At 71.8% G+C, this 26,022-nt stretch carries 23 protein-coding genes and 1 pseudogene; 22 read left to right on the forward strand and 2 right to left on the reverse strand.

Going from position 1 to position 26,022, the window contains the following annotated elements; translation table 11 throughout:
• The first annotated feature begins 15 nt into the window (after positions 1-15).
• Positions 16-846 carry a siderophore-interacting protein gene (locus ABZ780_RS13025; RefSeq protein ID WP_357485957.1) on the forward strand — a complete coding sequence of 277 codons (831 nt, stop codon included), beginning with the start codon at positions 16-18 and terminating at the stop codon, positions 844-846.
• Between the two features lie 7 nt (positions 847-853).
• On the opposite strand, the gene ABZ780_RS13030 is transcribed toward ABZ780_RS13025, so the two are convergent.
• The gene (locus ABZ780_RS13030; RefSeq protein WP_357485958.1) at positions 854-2,062 is read right to left on the reverse strand and encodes a low temperature requirement protein A; all 1,209 of its coding nucleotides are present in this window, start codon (positions 2,060-2,062) and stop codon (positions 854-856) included.
• 113 nt (positions 2,063-2,175) lie between these two features.
• On the opposite strand from ABZ780_RS13030, the pseudogene dnaG reads away from it, so the two are divergent.
• The 3 genes and pseudogenes from dnaG to ABZ780_RS13045 all read left to right on the forward strand — a co-directional run bounded on the left by dnaG (position 2,176) and on the right by ABZ780_RS13045 (position 5,754).
• Positions 2,176-4,078 (forward strand): annotated as a pseudogene (dnaG, locus tag ABZ780_RS13035) (DNA primase).
• On the forward strand, positions 4,079-4,615 hold the full coding sequence (locus tag ABZ780_RS13040) for a hypothetical protein (protein WP_357485960.1): 537 nt from the start codon (positions 4,079-4,081) through the stop codon (positions 4,613-4,615). It abuts the pseudogene before it with no gap.
• 206 nt (positions 4,616-4,821) lie between these two features.
• Complete coding sequence (locus ABZ780_RS13045) at positions 4,822-5,754, forward strand: ABC transporter ATP-binding protein (RefSeq protein ID WP_357011637.1); 933 nt, start codon at positions 4,822-4,824, stop codon at positions 5,752-5,754.
• Between the two features lie 79 nt (positions 5,755-5,833).
• Here the strand turns inward: ABZ780_RS13045 and ABZ780_RS13050 are convergent, their stop codons facing one another.
• Complete coding sequence (locus ABZ780_RS13050; RefSeq protein WP_357011639.1) at positions 5,834-6,061, reverse strand: flavin reductase; 228 nt, start codon at positions 6,059-6,061, stop codon at positions 5,834-5,836.
• 432 nt (positions 6,062-6,493) lie between these two features.
• Between ABZ780_RS13050 and ABZ780_RS13055 the strand changes: the two genes are divergently transcribed.
• The 18 genes from ABZ780_RS13055 (at position 6,494) to ABZ780_RS13140 (ending at position 25,832) form a co-directional block, all read left to right on the forward strand.
• A complete protein-coding gene (locus ABZ780_RS13055; RefSeq protein WP_357011641.1) occupies positions 6,494-7,282 on the forward strand; it encodes a helix-turn-helix transcriptional regulator in 789 nt (262 codons plus the stop codon).
• Positions 7,273-7,467, forward strand: coding sequence for a DUF397 domain-containing protein (locus ABZ780_RS13060; protein ID WP_357011643.1), 195 nt, complete (start codon positions 7,273-7,275; stop codon positions 7,465-7,467). Before ABZ780_RS13055 ends, ABZ780_RS13060 begins: the two co-directional genes overlap by 10 nt.
• Before the next feature lie 227 nt (positions 7,468-7,694).
• Complete coding sequence (locus ABZ780_RS13065) at positions 7,695-8,495, forward strand: ABC transporter permease (protein ID WP_357486392.1); 801 nt, start codon at positions 7,695-7,697, stop codon at positions 8,493-8,495.
• A gap of 9 nt (positions 8,496-8,504) precedes the next feature.
• Positions 8,505-9,314 (forward strand): ABC transporter permease, encoded by an 810-nt coding sequence (locus ABZ780_RS13070; RefSeq protein ID WP_357485961.1) that lies wholly within the window; start codon positions 8,505-8,507, stop codon positions 9,312-9,314.
• 63 nt (positions 9,315-9,377) lie between these two features.
• A complete protein-coding gene (locus ABZ780_RS13075; RefSeq protein ID WP_357485963.1) occupies positions 9,378-10,403 on the forward strand; it encodes a YihY/virulence factor BrkB family protein in 1,026 nt (341 codons plus the stop codon).
• 256 nt (positions 10,404-10,659) lie between these two features.
• Positions 10,660-11,838, forward strand: a complete 1,179-nt coding sequence (locus ABZ780_RS13080) for an ROK family protein (RefSeq protein ID WP_357011648.1) — start codon at positions 10,660-10,662, stop codon at positions 11,836-11,838.
• A gap of 125 nt (positions 11,839-11,963) precedes the next feature.
• Positions 11,964-13,472: a sugar ABC transporter ATP-binding protein gene (locus ABZ780_RS13085; RefSeq protein WP_357486394.1), complete on the forward strand. Its 1,509-nt coding sequence runs from the start codon at positions 11,964-11,966 to the stop codon at positions 13,470-13,472.
• Complete coding sequence (locus ABZ780_RS13090) at positions 13,469-14,596, forward strand: ABC transporter permease (RefSeq protein WP_357011650.1); 1,128 nt, start codon at positions 13,469-13,471, stop codon at positions 14,594-14,596. Before ABZ780_RS13085 ends, ABZ780_RS13090 begins: the two co-directional genes overlap by 4 nt.
• Positions 14,597-14,694: 98 nt before the next feature.
• On the forward strand, positions 14,695-15,747 hold the full coding sequence (locus tag ABZ780_RS13095) for a substrate-binding domain-containing protein (protein ID WP_357011652.1): 1,053 nt from the start codon (positions 14,695-14,697) through the stop codon (positions 15,745-15,747).
• Positions 15,748-15,768: 21 nt separating this feature from the next.
• Entirely contained in the window at positions 15,769-16,995 is a 1,227-nt protein-coding gene (locus tag ABZ780_RS13100) for a Gfo/Idh/MocA family oxidoreductase (protein ID WP_357011655.1), read from the forward strand.
• A 537-nt stretch (positions 16,996-17,532) separates the two neighbouring features.
• Positions 17,533-18,699: an inositol-3-phosphate synthase gene (locus ABZ780_RS13105; RefSeq protein ID WP_357011657.1), complete on the forward strand. Its 1,167-nt coding sequence runs from the start codon at positions 17,533-17,535 to the stop codon at positions 18,697-18,699.
• A complete protein-coding gene (locus tag ABZ780_RS13110; protein ID WP_357485965.1) occupies positions 18,683-19,642 on the forward strand; it encodes an SCO3242 family prenyltransferase in 960 nt (319 codons plus the stop codon). The genes ABZ780_RS13105 and ABZ780_RS13110 overlap by 17 nt, the downstream gene beginning before the upstream one ends.
• The gene (locus ABZ780_RS13115; protein WP_357485967.1) at positions 19,639-20,601 is read left to right on the forward strand and encodes a sugar phosphate isomerase/epimerase family protein; all 963 of its coding nucleotides are present in this window, start codon (positions 19,639-19,641) and stop codon (positions 20,599-20,601) included. Before ABZ780_RS13110 ends, ABZ780_RS13115 begins: the two co-directional genes overlap by 4 nt.
• 54 nt (positions 20,602-20,655) lie before the next feature.
• Complete coding sequence (locus ABZ780_RS13120) at positions 20,656-21,294, forward strand: EboA domain-containing protein (protein WP_357011663.1); 639 nt, start codon at positions 20,656-20,658, stop codon at positions 21,292-21,294.
• Positions 21,294-22,151, forward strand: coding sequence for a TatD family hydrolase (locus tag ABZ780_RS13125; protein ID WP_357485968.1), 858 nt, complete (start codon positions 21,294-21,296; stop codon positions 22,149-22,151). Before ABZ780_RS13120 ends, ABZ780_RS13125 begins: the two co-directional genes overlap by 1 nt.
• Positions 22,151-23,350, forward strand: a complete 1,200-nt coding sequence (eboE, locus tag ABZ780_RS13130) for a metabolite traffic protein EboE (RefSeq protein WP_357485970.1) — start codon at positions 22,151-22,153, stop codon at positions 23,348-23,350. The genes ABZ780_RS13125 and eboE overlap by 1 nt, the downstream gene beginning before the upstream one ends.
• On the forward strand, positions 23,347-24,768 hold the full coding sequence (locus ABZ780_RS13135) for a nucleotide pyrophosphatase/phosphodiesterase family protein (RefSeq protein WP_357485972.1): 1,422 nt from the start codon (positions 23,347-23,349) through the stop codon (positions 24,766-24,768). The genes eboE and ABZ780_RS13135 overlap by 4 nt, the downstream gene beginning before the upstream one ends.
• On the forward strand, positions 24,765-25,832 hold the full coding sequence (locus ABZ780_RS13140; protein WP_357011671.1) for a polyprenyl synthetase family protein: 1,068 nt from the start codon (positions 24,765-24,767) through the stop codon (positions 25,830-25,832). Before ABZ780_RS13135 ends, ABZ780_RS13140 begins: the two co-directional genes overlap by 4 nt.
• The last annotated feature ends 190 nt before the right edge of the window (positions 25,833-26,022 follow it).

The raw sequence follows: 26,022 nt of genomic DNA on the forward strand, positions 1-26,022 counted from the left end.
GTTAGCCTAAGCGACATGACGGAACGCCCCAGGAACGTCACCTCGGCCCGGGTCCTGCGCACCGAGCGGCCCACCCCGCACCTGATCCGGCTCGTTCTCGGCGGGGAGGAGCTGGCCGGCCTTCCGGTCGGCGAGTTCACCGACCACTACGTCAAGCTGGTCATCCCGCAGCCCGGCGTGACGTACCCGCAGCCGCTGGACCTCGCTGCGATCCGCCGGGACCTGCCCCAGCAGCAGTGGCCCCGGCAGCGCGCGTACACCGTGCGGCGCTGGGACGCCCTCGCAGGGGAGATGACCATCGACGTGGTGCACCACGGCGACGTGGGGCTGGCGGGCCCGTGGGTCGCCGCGCTGCGACCGGGCGACCCGGTGCACTTCCTCGGCCCCGGCGGGGCGTACGCGCCGAGCCCGAACGCGGACTGGCACCTCCTGGTCGGCGACGAGAGCGCGCTGCCGGCCATCGGCGCGGCGCTGGAGCGACTGCCGCTGGGCGCCCCGGCGAAGGTCTTCGTGGAGATCGCCGACGCGGCCGACGAGCAGGAACTGCTCAGCCCCGGCACGGTCGAGCTGAGCTGGCTGCACCGGGGCGACCGCCCGGTGGGCGAGGCGCTGGTGGCGGCGGTGCGGGAGCTGGAGTTCCCCCCGGGTCAGGTGCACGCCTTCGTGCACGGCGAGGCCACCTTCGTCCGGGAGTTGCGTCGACTGCTGCGGGTCGAGCGCGGGGTGACCGCCGACCAGTTGTCCATCTCCGGCTACTGGCGGCGCGGCATGGACGACGAGGGCTGGCGCTCCACGAAGGCCGACTGGAACCGGCAGGTGGAGGCCGAGGAGCCGGCCGTCGCCTGAGGGCACGTCAGCCCTCGGCCACGTCCTGCGACTCCCGGCCAGCCCTGTTCAGGCGGCGGGTGAGCAGGACGGCGTACCCGACGATCGCCGCCGCGAGCAGGAACAGCAGCAGGCGCGGCTCGCGTACCGTCACGGCGATCAGGCTGACCGAGGCCACCCCGTAGCCGGTGATCGCCAGCCGGAGGGCGTTCGGAGGGCTCCACAGCCAGTACAGGGCCAGCCCGCAGAGCATCCAGACGACCACCGAACCAGCCAGCAGCAGCCGTAACTCGGGCGGCACCCGACCCGCGTCGTCGTCGACGAGCCGGACCACCTGCCCGAGCGCCCAGCCGAGCACCAGCAGCGCCCCGTCGAGCGGGACGTGCAGGTAGCTGTACGCCTGCCCGCCCCGCAGTCGACTCGCCACCAGGTGGGTGGTGACGAACGTGGTGTAGATCCACCAGATCGCGGCCGGCACCAGGAAGGCGATTCCGGCGGTGAGGATCATGTGCGGCAGGGGGTGGTCCGGCACCGCGAAGAGCAGGCTGGCCAGGGCGCTGCCCAGCACGATGATGGTGAACTGCCCGATCCGCTCCGGAAGGTGCCGGTTGTCCACCGGCCACTTGTCGAGCCGACGCCTGCCGATCCACGGCGCGGCGAGTTCGATGATCATGGCGACGATCCACAGCGCGGGCCGGTGGCGGGCGGGCACCACCAGCGAGGCCGACCAGATCAGCCAGCCCGCCCCGAAGCCAGTCAGATAGACGGTGGTCACCGTGCGGGCCTGCGGGCTGGTCGGCCGCGCCCGAAGGTAGAGCACGAGCAGCACACCCCGGACGATCAGGTACCCGACGGGCAGGAGCACGCTCTCCGGCACCTCGTCCACGCCGAGGGTCATGGTGCCGGCACCGACCAGGGCGACAAGCACCAGCACCCGGTGCGGCGCGTCGTCCGGGTCGAAGCGGGTGTCGTAGTAGACCTGCCCCACCCACGCCCACTGGATGACCACGAAGAGTCCGCCGACGGCGGCCACCGCGCTCGGCACCGGGGTCGGGTCGTTACCCAGCCGGGCCGTCACCGCCGCGAGCGCGTACACGAAGATGACGTCGAGGAAGAGTTCCAGCCAGGTGGCGTGCCGGTGGCCCGCCTCGTCCGACCGGGGTCCGATGTCGCGCAGGCCCAGCCGGCCGGCCACCCGTCCGGGCCGGAAGACGAGGTCGGTCCGTACCCTGCGCATCTGGTCATGGTCCCCGCGCGGGCCCGGCGGCGGGGTCGGAACCGGTGACCCGATGGCGGCCGCCGCCACACCGGCGTCCCCCGCCCGGCGCGTCGTCGGTCCCGCAGGGCAGGATGTACGCGGAGGGGGTGGCGAATGGCTGGGCGGATCCGGGACGAGGACATCGCACTGGTCCGGGAACGCACCTCGATCGGGGATGTGATCTCCGAGACCGTCACCCTGAAGTCCGCTGGCGGCGGCAACCTCAAGGGCCTGTGCCCGTTCCACGACGAGAAGAGCCCGTCGTTCAACGTGTCGCCGGCCCGCAACGTCTGGTACTGCTTCGGCTGCGGCGCGGGCGGCGACGCGATCAAGTTCCTGATGGACGCCGAGCACCTCAGCTTCGTCGAGTCCGTCGAGCGGCTGGCCGGCCGCGCCGGCATCCAACTGCGCTACGTCCAGGACGACGGGAACACGCCGCGCCCCCGCCCCCAGCAGGGTCAGCGTCAGCGTCTGGTCGCCGCGCACGCCGCCGCGGTCGAGTTCTACCGGGCGCAGCTCAGCACCGCCGGTGCCCGGCCGGCGCGGGAGTTCCTGGCCCAACGGGGCTTCGACCGGGCCGCCGCCGAGCGCTACGGCTGCGGCTTCGCGCCCGAGGGCTGGGACCTGCTCACCAAGCACCTGCGTCAGCAGGGCTTCACGCACCAGGAGTTGGTCACCGCCGGGCTGTCCCGCGAGTCGCGCTCCGGCACGCTTATCGACCGGTTCCGCCGCCGGCTGCTCTGGCCGATCCGTGACCTCGCCGGCGACGTGATCGGCTTCGGGGCGCGCAAGCTCTTCGACGACGACGACGGCCCGAAATACCTCAACACCCCCGAGACGCCGATCTACAAGAAGTCGCACGTGCTCTACGGCATCGACCAGGCCAAGCGGGAGATCGCCAAGCAGGGCCGGGCGGTGATCGTCGAGGGCTACACCGACGTGATGGCCTGCCACCTCGCCGGGGTGACCACGGCCGTCGCGACCTGCGGCACCGCTTTCGCCGCGGACCACATTTCTGTTCTGCGTCGGCTCCTGTTCGACAGCGACGAGGTGGCCGGCGAGATCATCTTCACCTTCGACGGTGATGCCGCCGGCCAGAAGGCCGCGCTGCGCGCCTTCGAAGATGACCAGCGCTTCGTCGGGCGCACGTTCATCGCGGTCAGCCCCGACAACATGGACCCGTGCGATCTGCGGCTGGCCAAGGGCGACCTGGCCGTACGTGACCTGGTCGCCCGCCGCGAGCCGCTCGTCGACTTCGCGCTGCGCCACGTGATCAGCCGCTTCGACCTGGACACCGTCGATGGCCGGGTCGAGGCGATGCGCCACGCCGCGCCGCTGGTCGCGCAACTCAAGGACCGGGAGAAACGCCCGGAGTACGTCCGCAAGCTCGCCATGGACCTCGGCATGGAGATCGAGCCGGTGCAGCGGGCGGTGCTGGCCGCCGCCAACGCCCCGCAGCCCGGTGCCCGGGACTCGGCGCCTCCGGCCCGCCCCGCACAGGGCCGCCCCGAGCCGGCGATGGACAGCCCGCAGTCGATGGTCGAGCGGGAGGCGTTGAAGCTCGCCCTCCAGCAGCCCGTGCTGGCCGGGCCGATGTTCGACGCGGTCGAGGCGACCGAATACCGGCACCCGGTGCACGTCGGCGTGCGGACGGCCATCGCGGCGGCCGGTGGGGTCGTGTCGGCGACCGGCGGCGCGGTCTGGATCGAGTCGGTCCGCGACGCCTGCGACGACCTGGCGTCGGCGGCGCTGGTCGGCGCGTTGGCGGTGGAGCCGCTGCGGATCGACGGCGAGCCCGACCCCCGCTACGTGTCGATCACCATGGCCCGGGTGCAGTTCGGGTCGGTCACGGCCCGGATCCGGGACCTCAAGTCACGGATCCAGCGGATCAACCCGGTCAACAACAAGGACGAGTACTTCGCCGCTTTCGGCGAACTGCTGTCGCTCGAGCAGCACGCCCGGGCGCTGCGCGAGCAGGCCGCGGGAGGGCTGTAGATGGGACTGTTCAGCCGCAAACCCAAGCTGCCTCCGGCCGACCGGCCGCCCCTGGCCCGCGACGAGCGGGTGCTCGCGTGGGCGGCGGCGGGCAACGGCGAGGGCGACGGAGTGGTGGTGGCCAGCAACCTCGGGTTGTGGCTGCCCGGTCGGGGGCACCGCCTCGGCTGGCACGACATCCTCAAGGCGGTCTGGTCCGGCCGACAGTTGACCGTCACGCCCGCCGAGCCGGTCGTCGAGCGCGACGGCTACACGGTGGTCGTCGACGGCCCGGCCGAGACGTACCTGCTGCTCGACCCGGGTGACCTGCCGCATCAGGTGCGGGCCCGGGTGACCCGGTCGGTCGCGTACACCGAGCACCACCCGGCACCCGGCGGCGCGGTCCGGGTCGCGGCCCGGCGCACGGCCGGCGTGGACGGTCTGACCTGGACCGTCCGCCTCGACCCGGGCACCCCACCCGACGACGAGGCCCTGCTCGCCGAAACGGACCGCCTGGTCACCGCAGCCCGCGCGGCGACAGCGCCAACCGACGCGTAGCCCTCCGCGCCCCCCGCGCCCCCGCGCCCCCCGCGCCCTCGCGCCCCCCGCGCCCCGCCCCGCCCTCGCGATCTTGCACTTCCTGCCTCGACATAAGGGAAAATTCCGTCCGAATCGGCGACCAAAAGTGCAAGATCGGCGGGGCTTGGGGCGGGCGGCCTGGAATTTGCGTGGAGGGTGTCGGAGCTCGGCGTTAGGGTCGGGCGGTGACTTCGGGGCGATCGCTGATTCAGGCTCGGGGGCTGGTGAAGCGGTTCGGCGACTTCACCGCCGTGGACGGCATCGACGTCGACGTGCGCTCGGGTGAGGCGTTCGGCTTCCTCGGGCCCAACGGCGCCGGCAAGTCCTCCACCATGCGGATGATCGGCTGCACCTCCCCGCCGAGCGGCGGTGACCTGCGCATCCTCGACCTGGATCCGGTCCGCGACGGGCCGGCGATCCGGGCGCGGCTCGGCGTGTGCCCACAGATGGACAATCTCGACCCGGAGCTGACGGTCCGGGAAAACCTCACCGTCTACGCCCGCTACTTCGGCATCTCGCGCCGGGCGGCCCGGGAGCGGGCCGCCGAGCTGCTCGATTTCGTCCAGCTCACCGAGCGGGCCGACAGCAAGGTCGAGCCGCTCTCCGGCGGGATGAAACGCCGGCTCACCATCGCCCGCGCCCTGGTGAACGACCCGGCGATCGTGCTGCTCGACGAGCCGACCACCGGGCTCGACCCACAGGCCCGGCACCTGGTGTGGGAGCGGCTGTTCCGGCTCAAGCAGCAGGGCGTCACGCTGGTGCTCACCACGCACTACATGGACGAGGCCGAGCAGCTCTGCGACCGACTGGTCGTGATGGACGGCGGGCGGATCGTCGCCGAGGGCTCACCCCGGGCGTTGATCGAGCAGCACTCCACCCGTGAGGTGGTCGAGTTGCGCTTCGCCGCCGAGTCGCAGGAGCCGTTCGCGGGCAAGCTCGCCGGGCTGGGGGAGCGGGTCGAGGTGCTGCCCGACCGGGTTCTGCTCTACGTGCCCGACGGCGACGCGGCGGTCACCGAGGTCTCCGCGTTGGGGCTCAACCCGGCCAACGTGTTGGTGCGCCGCAGCGGCCTGGAAGACGTCTTCCTGCACCTGACCGGCCGCACCCTGGTCGACTGACGGGCTGCCCGCCGATCGTCGGCAGCCCAGCAGGAGTCCTCGCGACGTCTCGTCCTGCTGAGCTGCCAACGACCATGATTCAGCGGGCTCTGGCCCAGGTGAGGAAGCGGTCGGTCAGCCGGTCCTGTCCCGCGAGGTCGCCGGTCGCCTCGTTGAGCAGCGTGGCGAGGTAGATGAGCAGGCCGGTCCGGTTCTCGCGATACTCGCCGAGCAGCGCCAGACGAGCGGGCGAGCAGGGCCATGCGGCGCCGCAGACCCGGCACCGCCAGGACGGGCGTGCCGCCACGTGCGGCTCGTAGCGAGGCATCAGTGCGCGTCCCGACCCGGAGTCGACCCACGACCTCCGTTCGCCCGCCACTGCTGCGCCCGGGTCAGCCGGCCCGGGCGACCCGGCCCGTCGAGCGGGAAGACCTCGGTCGGGGCGGTCGCCCAGCTCGGAAGCTCTGTGGGCGTACGTCGGGGAAGCGCGGCGGGTGGGGACGGGCGGTGGCATCGCCAGAACCGGAGTCGCACGAGGGAACCTCCATCGGATGAGTGGGAGCGCCCCGGACCATGTGGTCACGGGACGCTCCCGGCCTGGTTCCGCCCGCCGTCCGATCCCGTGAGCGGTTCCGCTGCGTGACAGTCTGGTGAGGACCCGACTACGGTGGGAGGTTCCGCACGCCGACGACCAGCGCGTACGACGATCGGCCCGGCGCGGTACGAGGATGTACGGAGGCTGTCCGTGGAGAGTTCGTCCATGCTGGAGCACTTCGCGGAGGAGTTGCGGCTGGCGCGGGCCGCAGGTGGCATGTCACAGGCGGCGCTGGCCGAGGCGTTGAGCTATTCGGGTGCGTTGGTCGCCAAGGTGGAGACGTCCGAGCGCCGGCCGAGTCTGGACTTCGCGCGTCGGTGTGACGTCGTGTTCGCCACCGACGGCCGGTTCGAGCGCATCCAGCGGCGGATCAGCCGGGAGGCCGTGGTGCCGTGGTTCCGCGACTGGGCCGGCATCGAGCAGGAAACGACGGCCCTGCGCTCGTTCGAGCCGCTGTGTGTGCCAGGTCTGTTGCAGACCGAGGGGTACGCTCGCGCACTACTGACCGGTGGCGGGTTGTTCGCGCCGGACGAAGTCGAGCAACAGGTGGCAACCCGACTGGACCGTCAGGGACTGCTCACCCGCGACCGGCCTCCGCTGCTCACTGCCGTAATCGACGAGTACGTGCTGCGCCGCACTGTCGGCGGGCCGGGGGTCATGCGCGAGCAAATTCAGCACCTCGTAAAACTCGCCTCGGCGTTCCCCCGGGTTCGAATCCAGGTAGTGCCAACCCCTGCCGGTGCTTACGCTGGCCTCGGGGGACCATTTGTGATCGCTAGTTCGTCGCAGGGGGATGATCTTGTCTACCTCGCTGGCCAGCGCCACGGACAGGTCATTGACCGTGCCGAGTACGTCCGTCAGATGGTCGAGGTGTGGGAGTCCATTCGCGGTGAGGCACTATCGCACAGGCAGTCCCTCGATCTAATGGCGGAAGTGGCGGAGACATGGATTTGACCGGCGCCCGGTGGCGTAAGAGCATCCGTAGCGGCCCGGATGGCGGCAACTGTGTGGAGGTGGCCGACAACCTCCCGGGCGTGGTGGCCGTCCGCGACTCGAAGGACCCGGGTGGGCCGGCGCTGGTCTTCACGCCCGACGCCTGGCGCGCGTTCGTCGGGTCCGCCGCCGTCCGCGCGGCCTGATCGACTCCAGGTCGCCGACACGGGGGTGTCCGGGCGGCGGGATGGCGCCACATCGCCGATGTGGAGTGGATCATCGCGTTGACCCGCCGCTTGCACGTGGTGCCGCCACCCGAAACCCGAGCGACACGCCGCCGGGGTCGTCGTAGGGTGACCGGCGGTCTGTCGTACCCCGGAGGTAGACAGATCGTGGCGGTCGGCATGGCGGGGGCGGGGTGGTCGTGGTGGGCGTGGCGGGATCGACGCGGGAGCGCGTTCGGCCGGGGTTGCCACGGGTGGCGGCGTTCGCCGTGTTCGAGCACTACCTGGTGGGTCTGCGACGCACCTGGCGGGCGGGGGTGTTCTCTTCGTTCCTGCTGCCGGTGCTCACCGTGCTCGGGTTCGGGCTCGGCGTCGGCGCCTACATCGACCAGGGCGTCGGTGGGGTGCGTTACCTCGACTGGCTGGTCCCCGGGCTGATCGCCTCGACCGCGTTGCAGGGGACCGTCGGCGACTCGACATGGCCGGTGTTCAGCAACTTCCAGTGGGTCAAGACCTATTTCGCGCAGAGCGCCTCGCCGCTGCGGGTGGGCGACATCCTGGCCGGGCACCTGGCCTTCGTGCTGTTCCGGGTGCTCACCACGATCGTGGCGTTTCTGCTGGTCACCGGGTTGTTCGGGGCGTTGCGGTCCCCATGGGCGGTGGCGACCCTGCCGGTGGTGGCGCTGCTCGCGCTGGCCGTGGCCGGGCCGACCTTCGCGTTCACCGCGTCGGTGTCCACCGACAGTTGGCTGGCGATGCTGTTCCGGTTCGCGGTCATCCCGATGACGCTCTTCGCCGGGGTGTTCTTCCCGGTCGAGTCGCTGCCCGACGCGCTGCGCTGGCTGGCGTACGTAACGCCGCTGTGGCACGCCGTCGACCTGTGCCGCGCGGCCACGCTCGGCGTCGCCCCACAGTGGTCGGTCGTCGGGCACCTGCTCTACCTGGGGGCGTGGTCGCTCGCCGGTTGGCTGCTGGCGCTGCGGGCGTTCCGCCGCAAGCTCGTCGTCTAGGGAGGCTTCGTGATCACGCTGGTTCTGCCCCGGCTGGTCGACGTCTCGGCCGCGTCCCGGCGGTCGGGCTCAGTGGTCGAGCGCAATGTGGCGGCGCTGAAGTCGGTCTACTGGCTGCTGCTGCTCTCGGGCTTCCTGGAGCCGCTGCTCTACCTGCTGTCCATCGGGGTGGGTGTCGGGTCACTGGTCGGCGACCTGCCGCTGCCCGACGGGCGGCTGGTGTCGTACGCCGAGTTCGTGGCGCCGGCGATGCTGGCCGCCTCCGCGATGACCGGGGCGCTCGCGGAGACCACCTTCAACTTCTTCGGCAAGATGAAGTACATGAAGCTGTACGACGGGATGATCGCCACCCCGGTACGGCCGTTCGAGATCGCCCTGGGTGAGCTGAGCTGGGCGATGTTGCGGGGCAGCGCCTACTCGGCGGCGTTCCTCGCGGTGATGGTCGCGCTGGATCTGACCACCGTCGCCCGTGCGCTGACCGCCCTTCCGGCCGCGGTGCTGGTCGGGTTCGCGTTCGGCGGGCTCGGCATGGCGCTGTCCACGTTCATGCGCAGCTGGCAGGATTTCGACCTGATGGCCGCCGGCCAGTTCACGCTGTTCCTCTTCTCGGGCACGTTCGTGCCGGCGCAGGCGTACCCGACCCTGCTGCACTGGCTGATCGAGATCACGCCGCTGTACCGGGCGGTGCACCTGATCCGCGGTGTCACGCTCGGCGTCGGCGGCTGGTCCTGGCTGCTCGACGTGCTCTACCTGCTGGTGATGCTGGCGATCGGCCTGCTGGTGGCCTCGCGCCGGATGGGCAGGTTCCTCTACCGGTAGGGGTTATCCGCCGCCGTCCACGGGGCATGTCGGAGGCGACACCACCGACGATGAGGAGGGGCGATGGCCTCGGACGAGTCTTCCGCCCACCGGGAGCAGGAGCGTGATTCCGGCAGCGGGCCGGTCGGCCCTGACGCTGGCCCGGACAGCCCCACCGACCTGCCCGGCAGCGGCTGGAAGGCGGCACTGCGCCGGACGGTCAGCGAGTTCCAGGACGACAGCCTGACCGACTGGGCGGCGGCGCTGACCTACTACGGCGTGCTGTCCATCTTCCCGGGGCTGCTGGTGCTGATCTCCCTCCTCGGCCTGCTCGGCGAAAGTGCCACCGACGGCGTCCGGGACACCGTCGACCAGGCGGTGCCGAACGACAGCATCCAGAAGATCATCAACGACGCGATCGGCACCGCGCAGGACAACGGCGGCCTGGCCAGCCTCGCGGCGATCATCGGTCTGGTGGCCGCGTTCTGGTCCGCGTCCGGTTACATCGGCGCGTTCATGCGCGCCTCGAACACCATCTACGACGTGCCCGAGGGGCGGCCGATCTGGAAGACGCTGCCGATCCGGCTGGGCGTGACCGCGGTGATCGGGGTGCTGCTGCTGGCCAGCGCGGTGATCGTGGTCTTCACCGGCCGTCTCGCCGAGGCGGTCGGGGATTTGGTCGGCCTCGGCTCGACAGCGGTCACGGTGTGGGACATCGCCAAGTGGCCGGTGCTGCTGATCCTGGTCAGCCTGATGTTCGCGATCCTCTACTGGGCCTCGCCGAACGCCCGGCACGGCGGGTTCCGCTGGGTCAGCCCGGGTGGCGTGCTGGCCGTGGTGATCTGGCTGGTGATCTCGGGGCTGTTCGCGCTCTATGTGAGCAACTTCGGCTCGTACAACAAGACGTACGGGGCGCTGGCCGGCGTGATCATCTTTTTGGTCTGGCTCTGGCTGAGCAACATCGCGATCTTGCTGGGCGCGGAGTTCGATGCCGAGTTGGAGCGTGGTCGGGCCATCGAGGCGGGCCACCCCGCCGACGACGAGCCGTACGTCGAGCTGCGCGACGACCGCAAGCTTCGCAAGAAGCGGAACGCGGCAGGCAGTCACTGACCTGCCCGCTATCGCCCCACCACCCGCAGATCGGGTGGTGGGGCGGTTTTCTGCCCGGCGTCGGGTGCGGACCGCGAGCGGACAAGAACTTTCGGTCATTCTTTCCTTGATCGACTAGTAGCTTTTGTTCCTTCGGACAGAAGTTGGGGACCAGATCGGCCGAAGCTCTGGACACGCGGTACGGAACGCTCCTACTGTGTCGGACACAACACCTCGACGTTGCGTCGATGTGAACGAGGTCGAAGAGGTGAGTCCGGTGCGGACCGTCGAGCCCCTGCACGTCCGACTGTTGCGGTTGCTCCGCGACGAGGGGGCCGTGTCCCGCGCCGAGTTGGGCGACCGGCTCCAGATGCCCCGCCCCCGGCTCCTGGCCGAGTTGGATCGCCTGGTGGCCCTGGGCTACGTCGCCGAGGCCGGCCTCGCCGCGTCGCGCGGCGGGCGTCGATCCACCCTGGTCGAGCTGAACCCGAAGCTGCGCTTCGCGGGCGTCGACCTGGGCGCCAGCTCGATCGACATCGAGGTGGTCAACGGCCGCCTCGAACCGGTGGCCCACTACGCCGAGGCGGCCGACATCCGCAACGGACCCAAGGTGACCCTGCAACGGGTCAACGAGCTGCTGCACAAGGCCCGGGTCGACGGCGCGTACGAGCGGTTGGACGCGGTGGGCATCGGGGTGCCGGGGCCGGTCAGCTTCCGCGACGGCGTACCGGTCTCGCCGCCCATCATGCCCGGATGGGACCGCTTCCCGGTGCGCGAGTTGCTCAGCCGGGAGCACGGCTGCCCGGCGGTGGTCGACAACGACGTCAACATCATGGCGATCGGCGAGCGTCACGGCGGGGTGGCCCACTCGGTGGACGACTTCCTCTTCGTGAAGATCGGCACCGGCATCGGGTGCGGCATCTACCTCACCGGCGAGGTCTACCGGGGCACCGACGGCTGCGCCGGGGACATCGGCCACATCCAGGTCGACGCCCACGGGCCGATGTGCTCCTGCGGCAACGTCGGTTGCCTGGAGGCCCTGTTCAGCGGTGCCGCGTTGGCCAAGGACGCCGCCGCCGCCGCACGCAGCGGGGCGTCGCCGGCGCTGGCCGAGCGTCTGGGTCTGCGGGGTGCGGTGACCGCACTGGACGTCGCCGAGGGCGCCGTCGAGGGGGACACGACCTGCATCCAACTGATCCGTGACGGCGGGCGGCGGGTCGGCGGAGTGCTCGCCGGCCTGGTCAGCTTCACCAACCCGTCGATGATCGTCATCGGCGGCGGGTTGGCCCAGCTCGGGCACATCCTGCTCGCCGAGATCCGCAGCGTGGTCTACCGCCGGTCGCTGCCCCTGGCCACCGGCAACCTGCCCGTCGTGCTGTCCGAGCTTGGCGGCCGGGCGGGTGTCGCCGGCGCGGCCGTGCTCGCCAGCGATGTCGCATTCGGGGAAGCGTCGTGAGTGAGCCGGTGAGCGAGGAGGAGCCTGTGGTCCATCCTGATGAGTCCGTCGCCGGCACCGGGTCGGCGGACGCCGACGCCGAGGCGCCGCTGGTGGAGGCACCCGCCGACACCGTCGTGGGCGAGGTGGTCCTGCGCCTCACCGATGTGGTCAAGACCTTCCCGGGGGTACGCGCCCTGGACGGCGTGCAGTTGGAGGTGCGGGCCGGCGAGGTGCACTGCCTGCTCGGCCAAAACGGCGCCGGCAAGTCCACTCTCATCAAGGTTCTCTCCGGAGTCCATCGACCGGATTCGGGGTTGGTCGAATGGCGCGGTGAGCCGGCGACGTTCGCCAACCCGCAGGCCGCGATGCGCGCCGGCATCGCCACCATCTATCAGGAGCTCGACCTGGTCGAGGACCTGTCGGTGGCGGAGAACGCCTTCCTCGGCCACGAGCACCGCAGCTTCGGGTTCGTGCGGCGGGGCCGGGTGGCCCGGCACACCCGGCAGATTCTCGGTCGGCTCGGCCACGGCGAGATCCCGCCGGGGCGGATGGTCCGGTCGTTGCCGGCCGCCGGCAAGCAGATCGTCAGCATGGCGCGGGCGCTGTCGCACGAGGCTCGACTGATCATCATGGACGAGCCGAGCGCGGTGCTGGCCCATGACGAGGTCGGCAACCTGTTCCGGATCATCCGCGAGCTGACCGCGCAGGGCATCGCGGTCATCTACATCTCCCACCGGCTGGAGGAGATCCGCGAGATCGGCGACCGGGTCACCGTACTCAAGGATGGTCGGACCACGGCGGCGAACCTGCCGGCGCGCGACACACCGACCCGCGATCTGGTGAGCCGGATGACCGGCCGCACCATCGAGTACGTCTTCCCGGACCGGCCGACGGACGACACGCTCGGCGCGGAGTTGCTCCAGGTGGAGGGTCTGACCCGTCCCGGTGAGTTCGCCGACGTCTCGCTGACCGTGCGTGCGGGCGAGATCGTCGGCGTCGCCGGCCTGGTGGGTTCGGGTCGTTCGGAGCTGTTGGAGACGATCTACGGTGCCCGCCTCGCGGAGGCCGGCACGGTGCGGATGGAGGGGCGGGCGCTGCGTCCCGGTGTCGGCGCGGCGGTCCGGGCCGGCATGGGAATGGCCCCGGAGGAGCGTAAGAGCCAGGCGCTGCTGCTCGGCGAACCGATCTTCCGCAACGTCACGCTGGCCACCTTCAGCCGGTACGCGCGGCTCGGCTTCACCGACGCCAGCAGGGAACGCGCCGAGGCGAACCGGATCGCCGAGAGCCTGGAGCTGCGGCCCCGGGACGTCAACCGGCCGGTGCGGACGCTCTCCGGCGGTAACCAGCAGAAGGTGGTGGTCGGGCGCTGGCTGCTCGGCGGCACCAAGCTGCTGCTGCTCGACGAGCCCACCCGGGGCGTGGACGTGGGCGCGCGGGCGGAGCTCTACCAGGTCATCCGGGCGTTGGCGGCGCAGGGCGTCGGGGTGTTGCTGGTCTCCAGTGAGGTGCCCGAGGTGCTCGGTCTGGCCGACCGGGTGCTGGTTATGCGGGAGGGGCGGGTCGTCCGCGAGGCCCCGGCCGGCGAACTCGACGAGAACACTGTGCTCGACCTCGTGATGGCGGGGTCCTTGATGGAAGGCGCACCGGCATGAGCGACGCGACTCCCACTCCCACCGCGACACCGGAGCGCCCGCAGCTTCCGGCGCAGTCGCCGCCGGTGGACCCGGCGGAGACGGCGGTGGCCAGCGACAAGGCAGGATCCGCGGGTCGGCTCTCCTGGTGGCGGGGGGACGGCGGCGACGGCGCCAAGCGCAACCTCGGTCTGATCGGGGTGCTGGCCGCGCTCATCGTGGTCGGTGTGGTCACCAAGCCCGACCTGTACGGCGATCCGACCTGGGTCTGGAACAACATCCTGGCCATCCTCCAGCTCGCCTCGGTCGTCGGCGTGGTGACGGTCGGCATGACCTTCGTGATCATCGGCGGAGGGATCGACCTGTCGGTCGGCGCGATCGTCGCGCTGGCGGGCGTCTGGTGCACCACGGTCGCCACCCAGAGCTACGGCGCCGGCGGCATGATCTTCACGGCCATCGTGGTCGGCATCTGCGTCGGCCTGGTCAACGGCGTGCTCATCTCGTACGGGCGGTTGGTGCCCTTCATCGCGACGCTCGCGATGCTGGTCGCCGCACGTGGGCTCGCGGCGTCGATCTCCAACAAGCAGACCCAGGTGTCGAGCAGCACGTTCATCAACGACATCGCGGCGCGCAAGGTGCTCGGCATCCCGATCCTCGTCTACATCCTCGGCGCGGTGGTGCTGGCCGGGTGGATCCTGCTCAACCGGACGACCTTCGGCCGGCGGACCATCGCCGTCGGTGGCAACCCGGAGGCGGCCCGGCTCGCCGGCATCAACGTCCGCCGCCACACCATGCTGCTCTACGCGCTCTCCGGTCTCTGCTGCGGCATCGCCGCCATCATGCTCACCTCCCAGGCCACCTCGGCCCAGGCGGCGATGGCCAACCTCTACGAGCTGGACGCGATCGCCGCCGCGATCATCGGCGGCACGCTGCTCAGCGGTGGCCGGGGCACGATCGTCGGCTCGCTGCTCGGCGTCATCATCTTCGCCACGATCACGAATCTCTTCGCCATCAACGGCCTCTCCATCGAGGCGCAGAACATGGTCAAGGGCGGCATCATCGTCGCGGCCGTCCTGGTCCAGCAGTTCCAGTACAAGTCCTTCACTCGGCTCCTCGCGCGGAACAGGGTCACCACCGCAACCTGACGCACCGCACCGTTTGTCCCGGGCGACGTCGATCCATTTCGACAGTGGCCGGGCCCCGCACACCCTTCACCACTCAAAACCGCTCCCAGGAGGTCGTCATGACCCAGCACAGCCGCGACCTGTCGCGCCGCCGGCTGCTCTTCGGTGGGGCCGCCGTCGGCGCCGCCACACTGCTCACCGCCTGCACCAGCAACGAGACCCCGGCGGCCAGTACCCAGACCAAGGCCGCCGGTGACGGCGCCGGCAACAACGCCCCGGGTAAGAAGGTCGTCATCGGCTTCTCGGCTCCCGCCGCCGACCACGGTTGGATGGGCGCGATCCACGCCAACGCCAAGGCTCAGGCCGCGGCCTACTCGGACGTGGAGTTCAAGGAGGTCGACGGTGGGTCGAACTCCGAGGCCCAGCGCTCCACGCTCGGCACGCTGATCGCCCAGAAGCCGGACATCATCGTCGTGCTGCCGCACGACGGCAAGGAGGTCAACGCCGTTGCCCTCCAGGCGATGCAGGCGGGCATCCCGATCGTGAACCTCGACCGGGCCTTCCCCGACGCGCTGGCCTCGCGGCTGGTGATCAAGGGCGACAACTACGGCATGGGCGTCTCGGCCGGGCACTTCATCGGCAAGCAGCTCAAGGACAAGGGCGTCGCCAACCCGATCATCGGTGAGATCGCCGGTCTGGAGATCCCGCTGACCGTCGAGCGCAGCGAGGGCTTCAAGGCGGCCCTGGCGACCTACGGGTTCAAGGTGAGCAACCGGCGCTCGGCCGAGTTCACCTCGGACAGCGGTCAGCGCGAGGCGTCCCAGCTGCTCCAGGCGCTGCCGAAGATCGACGCGATCTGGAACCACGACGACGACCAGGGCATCGGTGTGCTCGCCGCCATCAAGCAGGCCAACCGCTCCGAGTTCTTCATGGTCGGCGGCGCTGGCTCCAAGCTTGCGATCGACGCCATCAAGGCCGACAACACCGTGCTCAAGGCCACTGTCACCTACAACCCGTCGATGGCTTCGTCGGCGATCTCCCTGGCGCGGCTCATCGCGCAGGGCCGGGGCATGGGCGACCTGACGGAGCTGCAGGTTCCCAAGGACGTGACCCTCGCCTCCGAGACGATCACCAAGGAGAACGCGAGCAGCTACGACAAGCTCGGGTTCTGACATACCGGGGGGAGACCCACCTTGTCCACGACAGACAAAGAACTGCGGGTCGGCATGGTCGGCTACGCGTTCATGGGCGCCGCGCACTCACAGGCGTGGCGCACCGTGAACCGCGTGTACGACCTGCCGGCGCGGGCCAGGATGGCGCTGATCTGCGGCCGGGACTCCGGGCAGGTGGCGGATGCCGCCAACCGGCTCGGCTGGGACGCGTACACGACAGACTGGCGTGACCTGATCAACCGGGACGACATCGACGTGGTCGATATCTGCACCCCGGGCGACAGCCATGCCGAGATCGCCCTCGCCGCGTTGGCTGCCGGCAAGCACGTCCTGTGCGAGAAGCCGTTGGCCAACACGGTGGCCGAGGCACGGGCGATGACCGCTGCGGCGGCCACAGCCCGGGCCGCGGGGGCGAGGTCGATGTGCGGGTTCAACTACCGTCGGGTGCCGGCGGTCACGATGATGCGTCAGATGGTCGCCGACGGACGACTCGGGGTGATTCGGCACGTCCGAGCGACGTACCTGCAGGACTGGATCGTGGACCCGCAGTTCCCGCTGGTCTGGCGGTTGCAGAAGGACCGTGCGGGCTCCGGCGCGCTCGGTGACATCGGTGCACACATCATCGACCTGACGCAGTTCGTCACCGGCCAGCGGATCACCGGCGTCAGCGCGGTCACCGAGACCTTCATCAAGGAGAGACCGCTGCCGGCCGCGTCGAGCGGGTTGGCGGCCACGGTGGACGGCAGCGGCTCGGCCGACGCCAACGGCTCGCCCACCGGGCCGGTCACCGTCGACGACGCCGCGATCTTCGTGGCCCGGCTCGACGGTGGCGCCCTGGCCACGTACGAGGCGAGCCGGTTCGCCACCGGTCGGAAGAACGCTCTGCGTGTCGAGATCAACGGCTCGCTGGGCAGTGTGGTCTTCGACCTGGAACGGCTCAACGAGTTGGAGTACTACGACGCCACCCGGCCCGCCCTGGAGCAGGGCTTCAGCCGGATTCTGGTGACCGAGGGCGAGCACCCGTACATGTCGGCGTGGTGGCCGCCCGGCCACATCATCGGCTACGAGCACTCCTTCACCCACCAGATGCGCGACTTCATCGAGGCGATCGCCACGGGCGCCGACCCGGCTCCGTCCTTCGCCGACGCGTTGCAGGTCCAGCTGGTGCTGGACGCGGTGACACGTTCGGCGGAGGTTGGATCCACCTGGACAGAGGTGGAGCCGGCGCTGACCGCGGCGGCCGTCTGACCCCTGACCATCCGCGACGGCGGTGTTCGCGCCGCCGTCGCCCTACCGGCTTTCCGGAGCCGACCGGCGAGGGACCGGCCGCGGTTTGCGCCCCGCGGCCGGGACGAGGTCGACACCGGAGAGTGTGCGGCCGGGCCTGACGGCCCGGTGGCGCACGAGCAGGACGGTTGTCTGGTGTGGCCGGACCGGGATTCCCCGGCCACACCGGAGGACCGCCACCACACCGGCGAGCCGGAGAACGGCTTCGTCGGCCTGAGACGTCCGGTCGGGGCGCGCCAACGCCCCGGCCGGCCGGATGCGGGGGAGGCAGGGTCGAGACGCCGACCCGACCCTGCCTGCCAGCCCCGTCTGCCCGTACCTGTGTCGGGAGCCGGTCCGTCGTCGTCGCCGCCGACGCCGACGCCGGAATCCGGCGTCGTTTCCGGTGCGGGGCGGGTGGGCGGGGCCCATCCATCAAGGCCGTATCTTTTCCGAAAATATTCTGATATTCCTATATTTGATTGCACCGACGGTTCCTCCTGGACGGGAAGGAGCACCATGCGAACAGGTGTCTGGCTGGTAGGAGCGCGCGGTTCGGTCGCGACCACCAGCATCGTCGGAGGGCTCGCGCTGCGGGCCGGCCTGGCCGGGCCCACCGGCTGCGTCACCGAGCTGCCGGAGCTGCGCGGCCCCGCCCTGCCGTCCTTCGCCGACCTGGTCTTCGGCGGGCACGACCTGGCGACCACGCCGCTGTGCAAGCGCGCCGAGGCGCTGGCCGAGAGCGGCGTGATACCGGGTCGGTTGGTCGCGGCGCTCGGCGACGAGATGGCCGCCGTCGAGCAGGAGCTGCGCCCGGCCCCGACCGGCGTCACCCAGGCAGACCGGGTCGCCGCCGTGGTCCGTGACCTCACCGACTTCCGTGCGCGGCACCGGCTGGACCGGGTGGTGATGGTCAACGTCTCGGCCACCGAGCCGGCCCCGCCACCGCACCCCGGGCACGCCGACCCGGCCGCGCTGAGCGCCGCCGTCGCCGGCCCGGACGACGTGCTGCCACCCAGTTCCCTCTACGGGTACGCCGCGCTGCTGGCCGGCTGCCCGTACGTCGACTTCACCCCGTCGACCGGGCTGCGGCTGCCGGCGCTGACCGCGCTGGCCGAGCAGGCCCGGCTGCCGTACGCCGGGCACGACGGCAAGACCGGGGAGACGCTTGTCAAGTCGGTGCTCGCGCCGATGTTCGCGATGCGCAACCTGGCGGTGCGCTCCTGGTCCGGGATGAATCTGCTGGGTGGTGGCGACGGCGCGACCCTCGCCGACCCGGCCGCCAACGCGGCCAAGGTGCAGAGCAAGCAGCGGGTGCTCGGCGAGACGCTGGGCTACCTGCCGCAGGGCGGCACCCGGATCGAGTACGTCGAGGAGTTGGGCGACTTCAAGACCGCCTGGGATCTGATCACGTTCGCCGGTTTCCTCGGCACCGGGATGCGGATGGAGTTCACCTGGCACGGCTGTGACTCCGCGCTGGCCGCGCCGCTGGTGCTCGACCTGGCCCGGCTCACCGCGGCCGCGCACGCCGCCGGGCACGTCGGGCCGCTGGCCGATCTGGGCTTCTTCTTCAAGGATCCGCTCGGTGCGCCCACCCACTCGCTGGCCGAGCAGTGGGCCCGGCTGACCGACTTCACGCAGCGACTGCACGCCGGCCTGGACGGTTCCCATGACCACGCTCGCTGATCTGGCCGAACTGGTCCGGGCGCCGGCCGCGCTCTCGGTTCCCGGGGATGTGGTCGCCGGAGCGGCGGCGGCCGGCGCGTTGAGCCCGCGTACCCCGGCCCTGGCCGGCGCGTCGGTGCTGCTCTACTGGGCCGGCATGGCCGCCAACGACTGGGCGGACCGGCGGCTGGACGCCGTCGAACGGCCCGAGCGGCCGATCCCCAGTGGCCGCGTCACCCCGGCCGCCGCGGTCGGTCTCGCCGCCGGCCTCACCGCCGCCGGGGTGGGCCTGGCCGCCGCCGTGGGCGGTCGCCGCGCCGCCGCGCTCGCCGTGCCGCTGGCCGCCACCATCTGGGGGTACGACCTGCTGGCCAAGAACACGGCCGCCGGCCCCGCCGTGATGGCCGCCTGCCGAGGGCTGGACGTGCTGCTCGGCGCGTCCGGCGGCCGGGTGACCCGGGCGTTGCCGGCGGCGGCGACCGTCGCCGCGCACACCTGGACGGTCACCGCGCTGTCCCGCCGGGAGGTCACCGGCGCCGACGCCGCCCTTCCGATGCGTACGCTGGCCGGCACCGCCCTGGTCGCCGCCAGCGCCGCCGTCGCCGGTCCCGGCATCCGGCGCGCAGCCACCCGAACCGCCGACCGGGCCCGAACCCCCGACCAGGCCCGGACCCCCGACCAGGCCGGTTTGCGCGCGAGCCGGACCGGGTTGCCCGGGATCGCGGCCGTGCTGCCCGCCGTGCTGGCCGGGTGGTACGCGGCCCGCTACGGCGCGGCCCAGGTCGAGGTGGTCCGGGACCCGTCGGCCGGGAAGGTTCGCGCCGCCGTTGGCGCCGGGATCACCGGCCTGCCCGCCCTTCAGGGAGCGCTCACCGCACGCGGCGGTGCCGGTCTGCTCGGGTTGGCCGTCGCGGCGGCGGCGCCGCTGGGTCGCCGGTTGGCCCGGAAGGTGTCCCCGACATGACCGTTCCCCAGGCCCGACCCGCTCCACCGAGCGCTCCACCGAGCGACGCGACGACCCTGCGCCTCGGGTACGGCACGAACGGCTTCGCCAACCACCGGCTCGACGACGCGCTCGCTGTCATCGCCGACCTCGGGTACGACGGGGTGGCGCTCACCCTGGACCACGACCACCTCGACCCGTTCGCGCCGGGGCTGACCCGCCGCGTCGCCGCGCTCGGCCGGAGGCTGAGCGCGCTCGGCCTCGGGCTGGTGATCGAGACCGGTGCCCGTTACCTGCTCGACCCGTGGCACAAGCACGCCCCGACGCTGCTGCACGACGACCCGACCCGGCGGATCGAGTTCCTGCGGCGGGCCGTCCGGATCGGTGCCGATCTCGGCGCGGAGGCGGTCTCCTTCTGGGCCGGCGTACGCCCCGAGGCGGTGTCGCAGCAGTGCGCCTGGGACCGGCTGGTCGCCGGGTGCGCCACCGTCGTCGACGCCGCCGACGCCGCCGGCATCACCCTGGGTTTCGAACCGGAGCCCGGAATGCTGGTGCAGGACATCGCGGACTGGCGTCGCCTCCGCGCCGCGCTCGGCTCACCGGCCCGCTTCGGCATCACCCTCGACATCGGACACTGCCGCTGCCTGGAGCCGTGGCCGGTGCCGCAGTGCGTCGCCGAGGTGGCCGAGCACCTGGTCAACGTGCAGATCGACGATATGCGCCGGGGCGTGCACGAGCACCTGGAGTTCGGCACCGGTGAGATCGACTTCCCGCCGGTGCTGGCCGCCCTGGCGCAGGCCGGCTACGGCGGGCTGGTGGCCGTGGAGCTACCCCGGGACTCGCACGCCGCGCCGGCCGTGGCCGCCCGGTCCATCGAATTCCTGCGCGCCGCCGCCGCTACCGATTGCGACCCTGCCCGCACCCTTTGCTCTGCACCCGCCAAGGCGACACCCGCCAAAGAGGCCCCGGTGCAGATATAGGTGCAGAGCAAAGGCTGGCGGGGCACCGGGAGCAGCACAAGGGGAGGAGACGGGATGACACCGGATTCATTACGGGCCGCGCTGCGGGGCGTACCCGATCCCGAATGGCTGGAGGCGGCGCTGCGCCGGGTCGCGGCCGAGCCCACGGCGATCAGCCGGCTCTTCCCGGCCGCCGGCCGGCGTTGCGGCCGGGCCGACCTGCCCGACGCCCCCGGCTGGACCGCCGACGACGCGGCCCGGGTGCTGCTGCTCACCGCCCTGCCCGGCGAGCACGCGGCCTACGCCGACGCCCTCTACCAGCACGGCGACGCGGCCGAGCGGCGGGCCGTGCTGCGGGCCCTGCCACTGCTGCCGATCGGCGCTGAGGGGGTGCCGCTGCTGCACGACGCGATCCGCACCAACGACACCCGGCTGGTCGCCGCGGCCCTCGGCCCGTACGCCCGGCACCTCGACCCGGCTGCCTGGCGGCAGGCGGTGCTCAAGTGCGTGTTCAGCGGGGTGCCGCTGGCCGTCGTCGCCGACCTGGACAGCCGCGCCGACGGGGAACTCGCCGCGATGCTTGCCGCGCTCGCCGCCGAGCGGCACGCCGCCGGCCGGGAGTTGCCCGCCGACGCCACCGCCCTGCTCGACCGGCTCACCGCGCACAGCGGCGGGACCGGCACCGTCGACCGGCCCACCCCCACGGAGGCGTGATGCGTATCTTCGACCCCCACATCCACATGACCTCGCGTACCACGGACGACTACGAACGGATGGCCGCCGCTGGCGTCCGCGCGGTGGTGGAGCCGGCGTTCTGGATGGGTCAACCGCGCACCAGTGCCGCCTCGTTCGTCGACTACTTCGACTCGCTGATCGGTTGGGAGCCGTTCCGGGCCGGGCAGTTCGGGGTGCGGCACCACGCCACCATCGCGTTGAACCCCAAGGAGGCCAACGACCCGCGCTGCCGGCCGGTGCTCGATCTGCTGCCCCGCTACCTGGACAAGGACGCGGTGGTGGCGGTCGGGGAGATCGGGTACGACTCGATGACGCCGGAGGAGGACGAGGCGTTCACCGCGCAACTCGCCCTCGCTGTGGCGCACGACCTGCCGGCGCTGGTGCACACCCCGCACCGGGACAAGGCGCGCGGCGTCGAGCGGACCCTCGCCGTGGTCGCCGAATCCGGCATCGACCCGGGTCGGGTGGTCGTCGACCACCTCAACGAGGTGACCGTCAAGCTGGTCCGGGACACCGGCTGCTGGCTGGGCTTCTCGATCTACCCGGACACCAAGATGACCCCGCTGCGGATGGTCGAGCTGCTGCGGGAGTACGGCACGGAACGGATGCTGGTCAATTCGGCGGCCGACTGGGGGCGCTCCGATCCGCTGCTGACCCGGGCGACCGGCGAGGCGATGCTGGCCGCCGGGTTCGGCGACGACGACGTCGACCGGGTGCTGTGGCGCAACCCGGTGGAGTTCTACGGGCAGTCCGGTCGGCTCGACCTGACCGACCTGGAGGACCCCGCCGCCGTGGACCCGGAGACCGGCAACTCGATCCTGCGTGGTGGTAGCTGATGCGGCTGCGACACACCGGCGGCGACACCGTCCACCTCGGCTACTGCACCAACGTGCACCCCGCCGAGGATCTCGCCGGCATCCTCGGTCAACTGGACACCTACGCGGTGCCGGTCCGCGCGGCGCTCGGCAGCGACCTGCTCGGGCTCGGCCTGTGGCTGGCCGCCCCGGTCGCCGCCGAGCTGGCCGCCGAGCCGGCGCTGCGCCGCCGGCTGCGCGCGGAACTGGACGCGCGTGGGCTGGAGGTGGTCACCCTCAACGGCTTCCCGTACGCGGCCTTCCAGGCGCCGGTGGTCAAACACGACGTGTACTACCCCGACTGGACCACCGAGCAGCGGCTGACGTACACCCTGAATCTTGCCCGGGTGCTCGCCGACCTGCTGCCCGACGACGCCGCCCGGGGCTCGATCTCCACCCTGCCGCTGGCCTGGCGGCAGCCCTGGGGCACCGAACGGGCCGACGCCGCGCGGCGCCGGCTCGACCAGCTCGCCGCCGGACTGGCCGCCGTGCAGCGGGACACCGGCCGCGAGGTGCGGGTCGGCTTCGAGCCCGAACCGGGCTGTGTGGTGGAGAGCACCAGCCAGGCCGCCGCGCTACTGTCCGGTATGGACACTGAGCGGTTGGGCGTCTGCCTGGACCTCGCCCACCTCGCCTGCGCGTGGGAGGAGCCGGCGGCGGCACTGGACCGGCTGCGCTCGGCAGGTCTGCCCGTGGTGAAGGTGCAGGTCTCCGCCGCCGTCGAGGCCGCCGACCCGGCCGGCGACGCGGAGGCGCTGCGCCGCTGGGTGGAGCCGCGCTTCCTGCACCAGACCCGGGGCGCCGGCTGCGTGGGCGCGGCCGACCCGGCCGACCCGACGTACGCCGCCGACGACCTCGACGCGGCACTGGACGCGGCGCTGCCCGGCCCGTGGCGGGTGCACTACCACGTACCCCTGCACGCCCCACCCGAGGAACCGCTCGGCTCCACCCTGCCGGTGCTCCGCGCGGCCCTGAGAGCGCTCTTCGACGGCCCGACCGCCGGCTGCGACCACCTCGACGTCGAGACGTACACCTGGGGGGTGCTGCCGGCGGCCCGGCGGCCCGGCACCGACGCGGAGCTGGCCGTCGGCATCGCCGCGGAACTGGCCTTCGCCCGGGACGAACTGGTCGGCCTCGGCCTGACCGCAGAGCGATCCGCGAGCATGGGAGTGACGCGATGAGCCGGCGACTGGTGGTCCTCGACGTGGTGGGGTTGACGCCCCGACTACTGGCCCACATGCCTCGACTGCGGGGAGTCGCCGACGGTGGCTTCCGGGCCGAGTTGGGCACCGTGCTGCCCGCGGTGACCTGCTCGGTGCAGTCCACCTTCCTCACCGGCGAGCCGCCCAGCGGGCACGGCATCGTCGGCAACGGGTGGTATTTCCGGGAGCTGGGCGAGGTGCTGCTGTGGCGCCAGCACAACGCGCTGGTCGGCGGGGACAAGCTCTGGCAGGCGGCCCGTCGGGCCGAGCCGGGCTACACCGTGGCCAACGTCTGCTGGTGGTACGCGATGGGCGCGGACGTCGACTGGACGGTCACCCCACGCCCCGTCTACTACGCCGACGGCCGCAAGGAACCGGACTGCTACACCGACCCGCCGGAGCTGCACGACGCGCTGACTGGGCGGCTGGGCACCTTCCCGCTGTTCACCTACTGGGGGCCGACGGCCGGGCTGCCCTCGTCGCGGTGGATCTGCCAGGCGGCCGAGCAGATCCTCGCCGACGTGTCACCCGACCTCACCCTGGTCTACGTCCCGCACCTCGACTACGACCTGCAACGCTTCGGCCCGTCGTCGGCCCAGGCCGCCGCCGCGGCGGCCGAGCTGGACACCGTGCTGGGGCCGCTGCTGGACGCCGCCCGTGACCGCGACGCCACGGTGGTGGTGCTGTCGGAGTACGGCATCACCGACGTGTCCCGGCCGGTGGACGTCAACCGGCTGCTGCGCGCCGAGGGGCTGCTGCGGGTGCACACCCAGGCCGATATGGAGTACCTCGACCCATGGACGTCGCGGGCGTTCGCGGTCGCCGACCACCAGGTCGCGCACGTCTACGTCCGGGACCCGGCCGACGTGCCCACGGTGGCGAAGCTCTGCGCCGGGCTGCCCGGTGTGGCCGAGGTGCTCGACGCCGACGGCAAGGCCGCGCACGGGCTGGACCATCCGCGCGCCGGTGAGCTGGTGCTGGTGGCCGAGCCGGACTCCTGGTTCACCTACTACTACTGGCTCGACGACGCTCGTGCGCCGGACTTCGCCCGGCTGGTCGAGATCCACCGCAAACCCGGGTACGACCCGGCGGAGCTGTTCTTCGACCCGGCCGCGCCGCTCGCGGCCAAGCGTCGGGCCGGGGTGGCCCTGGCCCGTAAGAAGCTCGGCATGCGCTACCTGATGAGCGCCGTCGGCCTGGACGCCGGCGCGCGGGCGGTACGCGGCTCACACGGCCGACTGCCCACCGACCCGGCGGACGCCCCGGTGCTGCTCTGCTCCGACCCGGCGCCCGCCCGGGACCGGATCGAGGCCACGGAGGTCAAGGCGCTGCTGTTGGAACTCGCCGGGCTGAGCGCCGGCGACGGGGCAGCGGAGCGGCCGGGGGAGGGGTCGTGACGGTAACCGTGACCCCGACCGACGCGAGTGGGCTGCGGGCGCGCTTCGACGCGGAGTTGGCCGCGTTTCTCGACCGGCAGGGCCTGGAATGGCCGGACGGCGCGCCGCGTGGGGTGTTCACCGCGCTGCAACGGTTCGTGCTGGCCGGCGGGAAACGGCTGCGCCCGCTCTTCTGCTACTGGGGTTGGCGTGGCGCGGGGGCGGCCGACGGCACCCCGATCGTGGTGGCCGCGGCGGCGCTGGAGTTGTTCCACGCGTTCGCGCTGATCCACGACGACATCCTGGACGGCAGTGACCGTCGCCGGGGGGAGCCGTCGGTGCACCGTCTTTTCGCGGACCTGCACGCCCGCTCGTCGTGGCGCGGCGACCCCGAGGCGTACGGGCGCAACACCGCGCTGCTCTGCGGAGATCTCTGCGCGGCGTGGTCGGATCAGATGTTCCACGAGTGCGGCCTGAACACCGAGCAGGTGCACCAGGGGTACGGCGTGTTCGCGTTGATGCGGACCGAGGTGATCGCGGGGGAGTACCTGGATCTGGTGTCCGGGGTGGGCGACGGCTCGGTGGCCAGCGCGCTCACCGTGATCCGGATGAAGGCGGCCCGGTACACGGTGACCCGGCCGCTGCAGATCGGCGCGGCCCTGGCCGGTGCGGGGTCGGAACTGATCGCCGCGCTGGGCGAGTTCGGCGACCCGTTGGGTGACGCGTTCCAGCTGCGCGACGATGTGCTCGGTGTCTTCGGTGACCCGGCGGTCACCGGCAAGTCGGTCCTGGACGACCTGCGTGAGGGCAAGCCGACGGTGATGATGGCGTTGGCGCGCAGCGCCGCTGACCGGTCGCAGACCGCCCGACTGCGGGAGTTGTTCGGTAACCCCTCCCTGGACGCCGACGGCGCGGCGGAGCTGCGCGAGATCATCGAGGCCACGGGTGCGCGGGAGCGGATCGAGCAGATGATCCGGGTCCGGACGGCGGCGGCGCTGGCCGCGTTGCGCAGCGCGGTGCTGACCGAGGAGGCCCGGGTCGCGCTTGTCGCGCTGGCCGGGCAGGCGATCGATCGCCGGGCCTGACCAGTCAACTTTTGATCAGATCGACGAAAGTTGATGGTGGATCGCCGGAAGCTATGGACACATAGACACTTGCAACTTAGTGTCGTGCCCAGCACGGCATTGTTTCGTCGAGGTGAACCGGCGGCGCGGTAACCCACGACCCCCACCACCACCGCTACGGCATCCGGCGCGACGGCGCGCGCCCGGCCTG

Origin of the sequence: Micromonospora sp. NPDC047467 (assembly GCF_040643095.1) — a bacterium.
In the GTDB taxonomy this organism is placed as follows: domain Bacteria; phylum Actinomycetota; class Actinomycetes; order Mycobacteriales; family Micromonosporaceae; genus Micromonospora.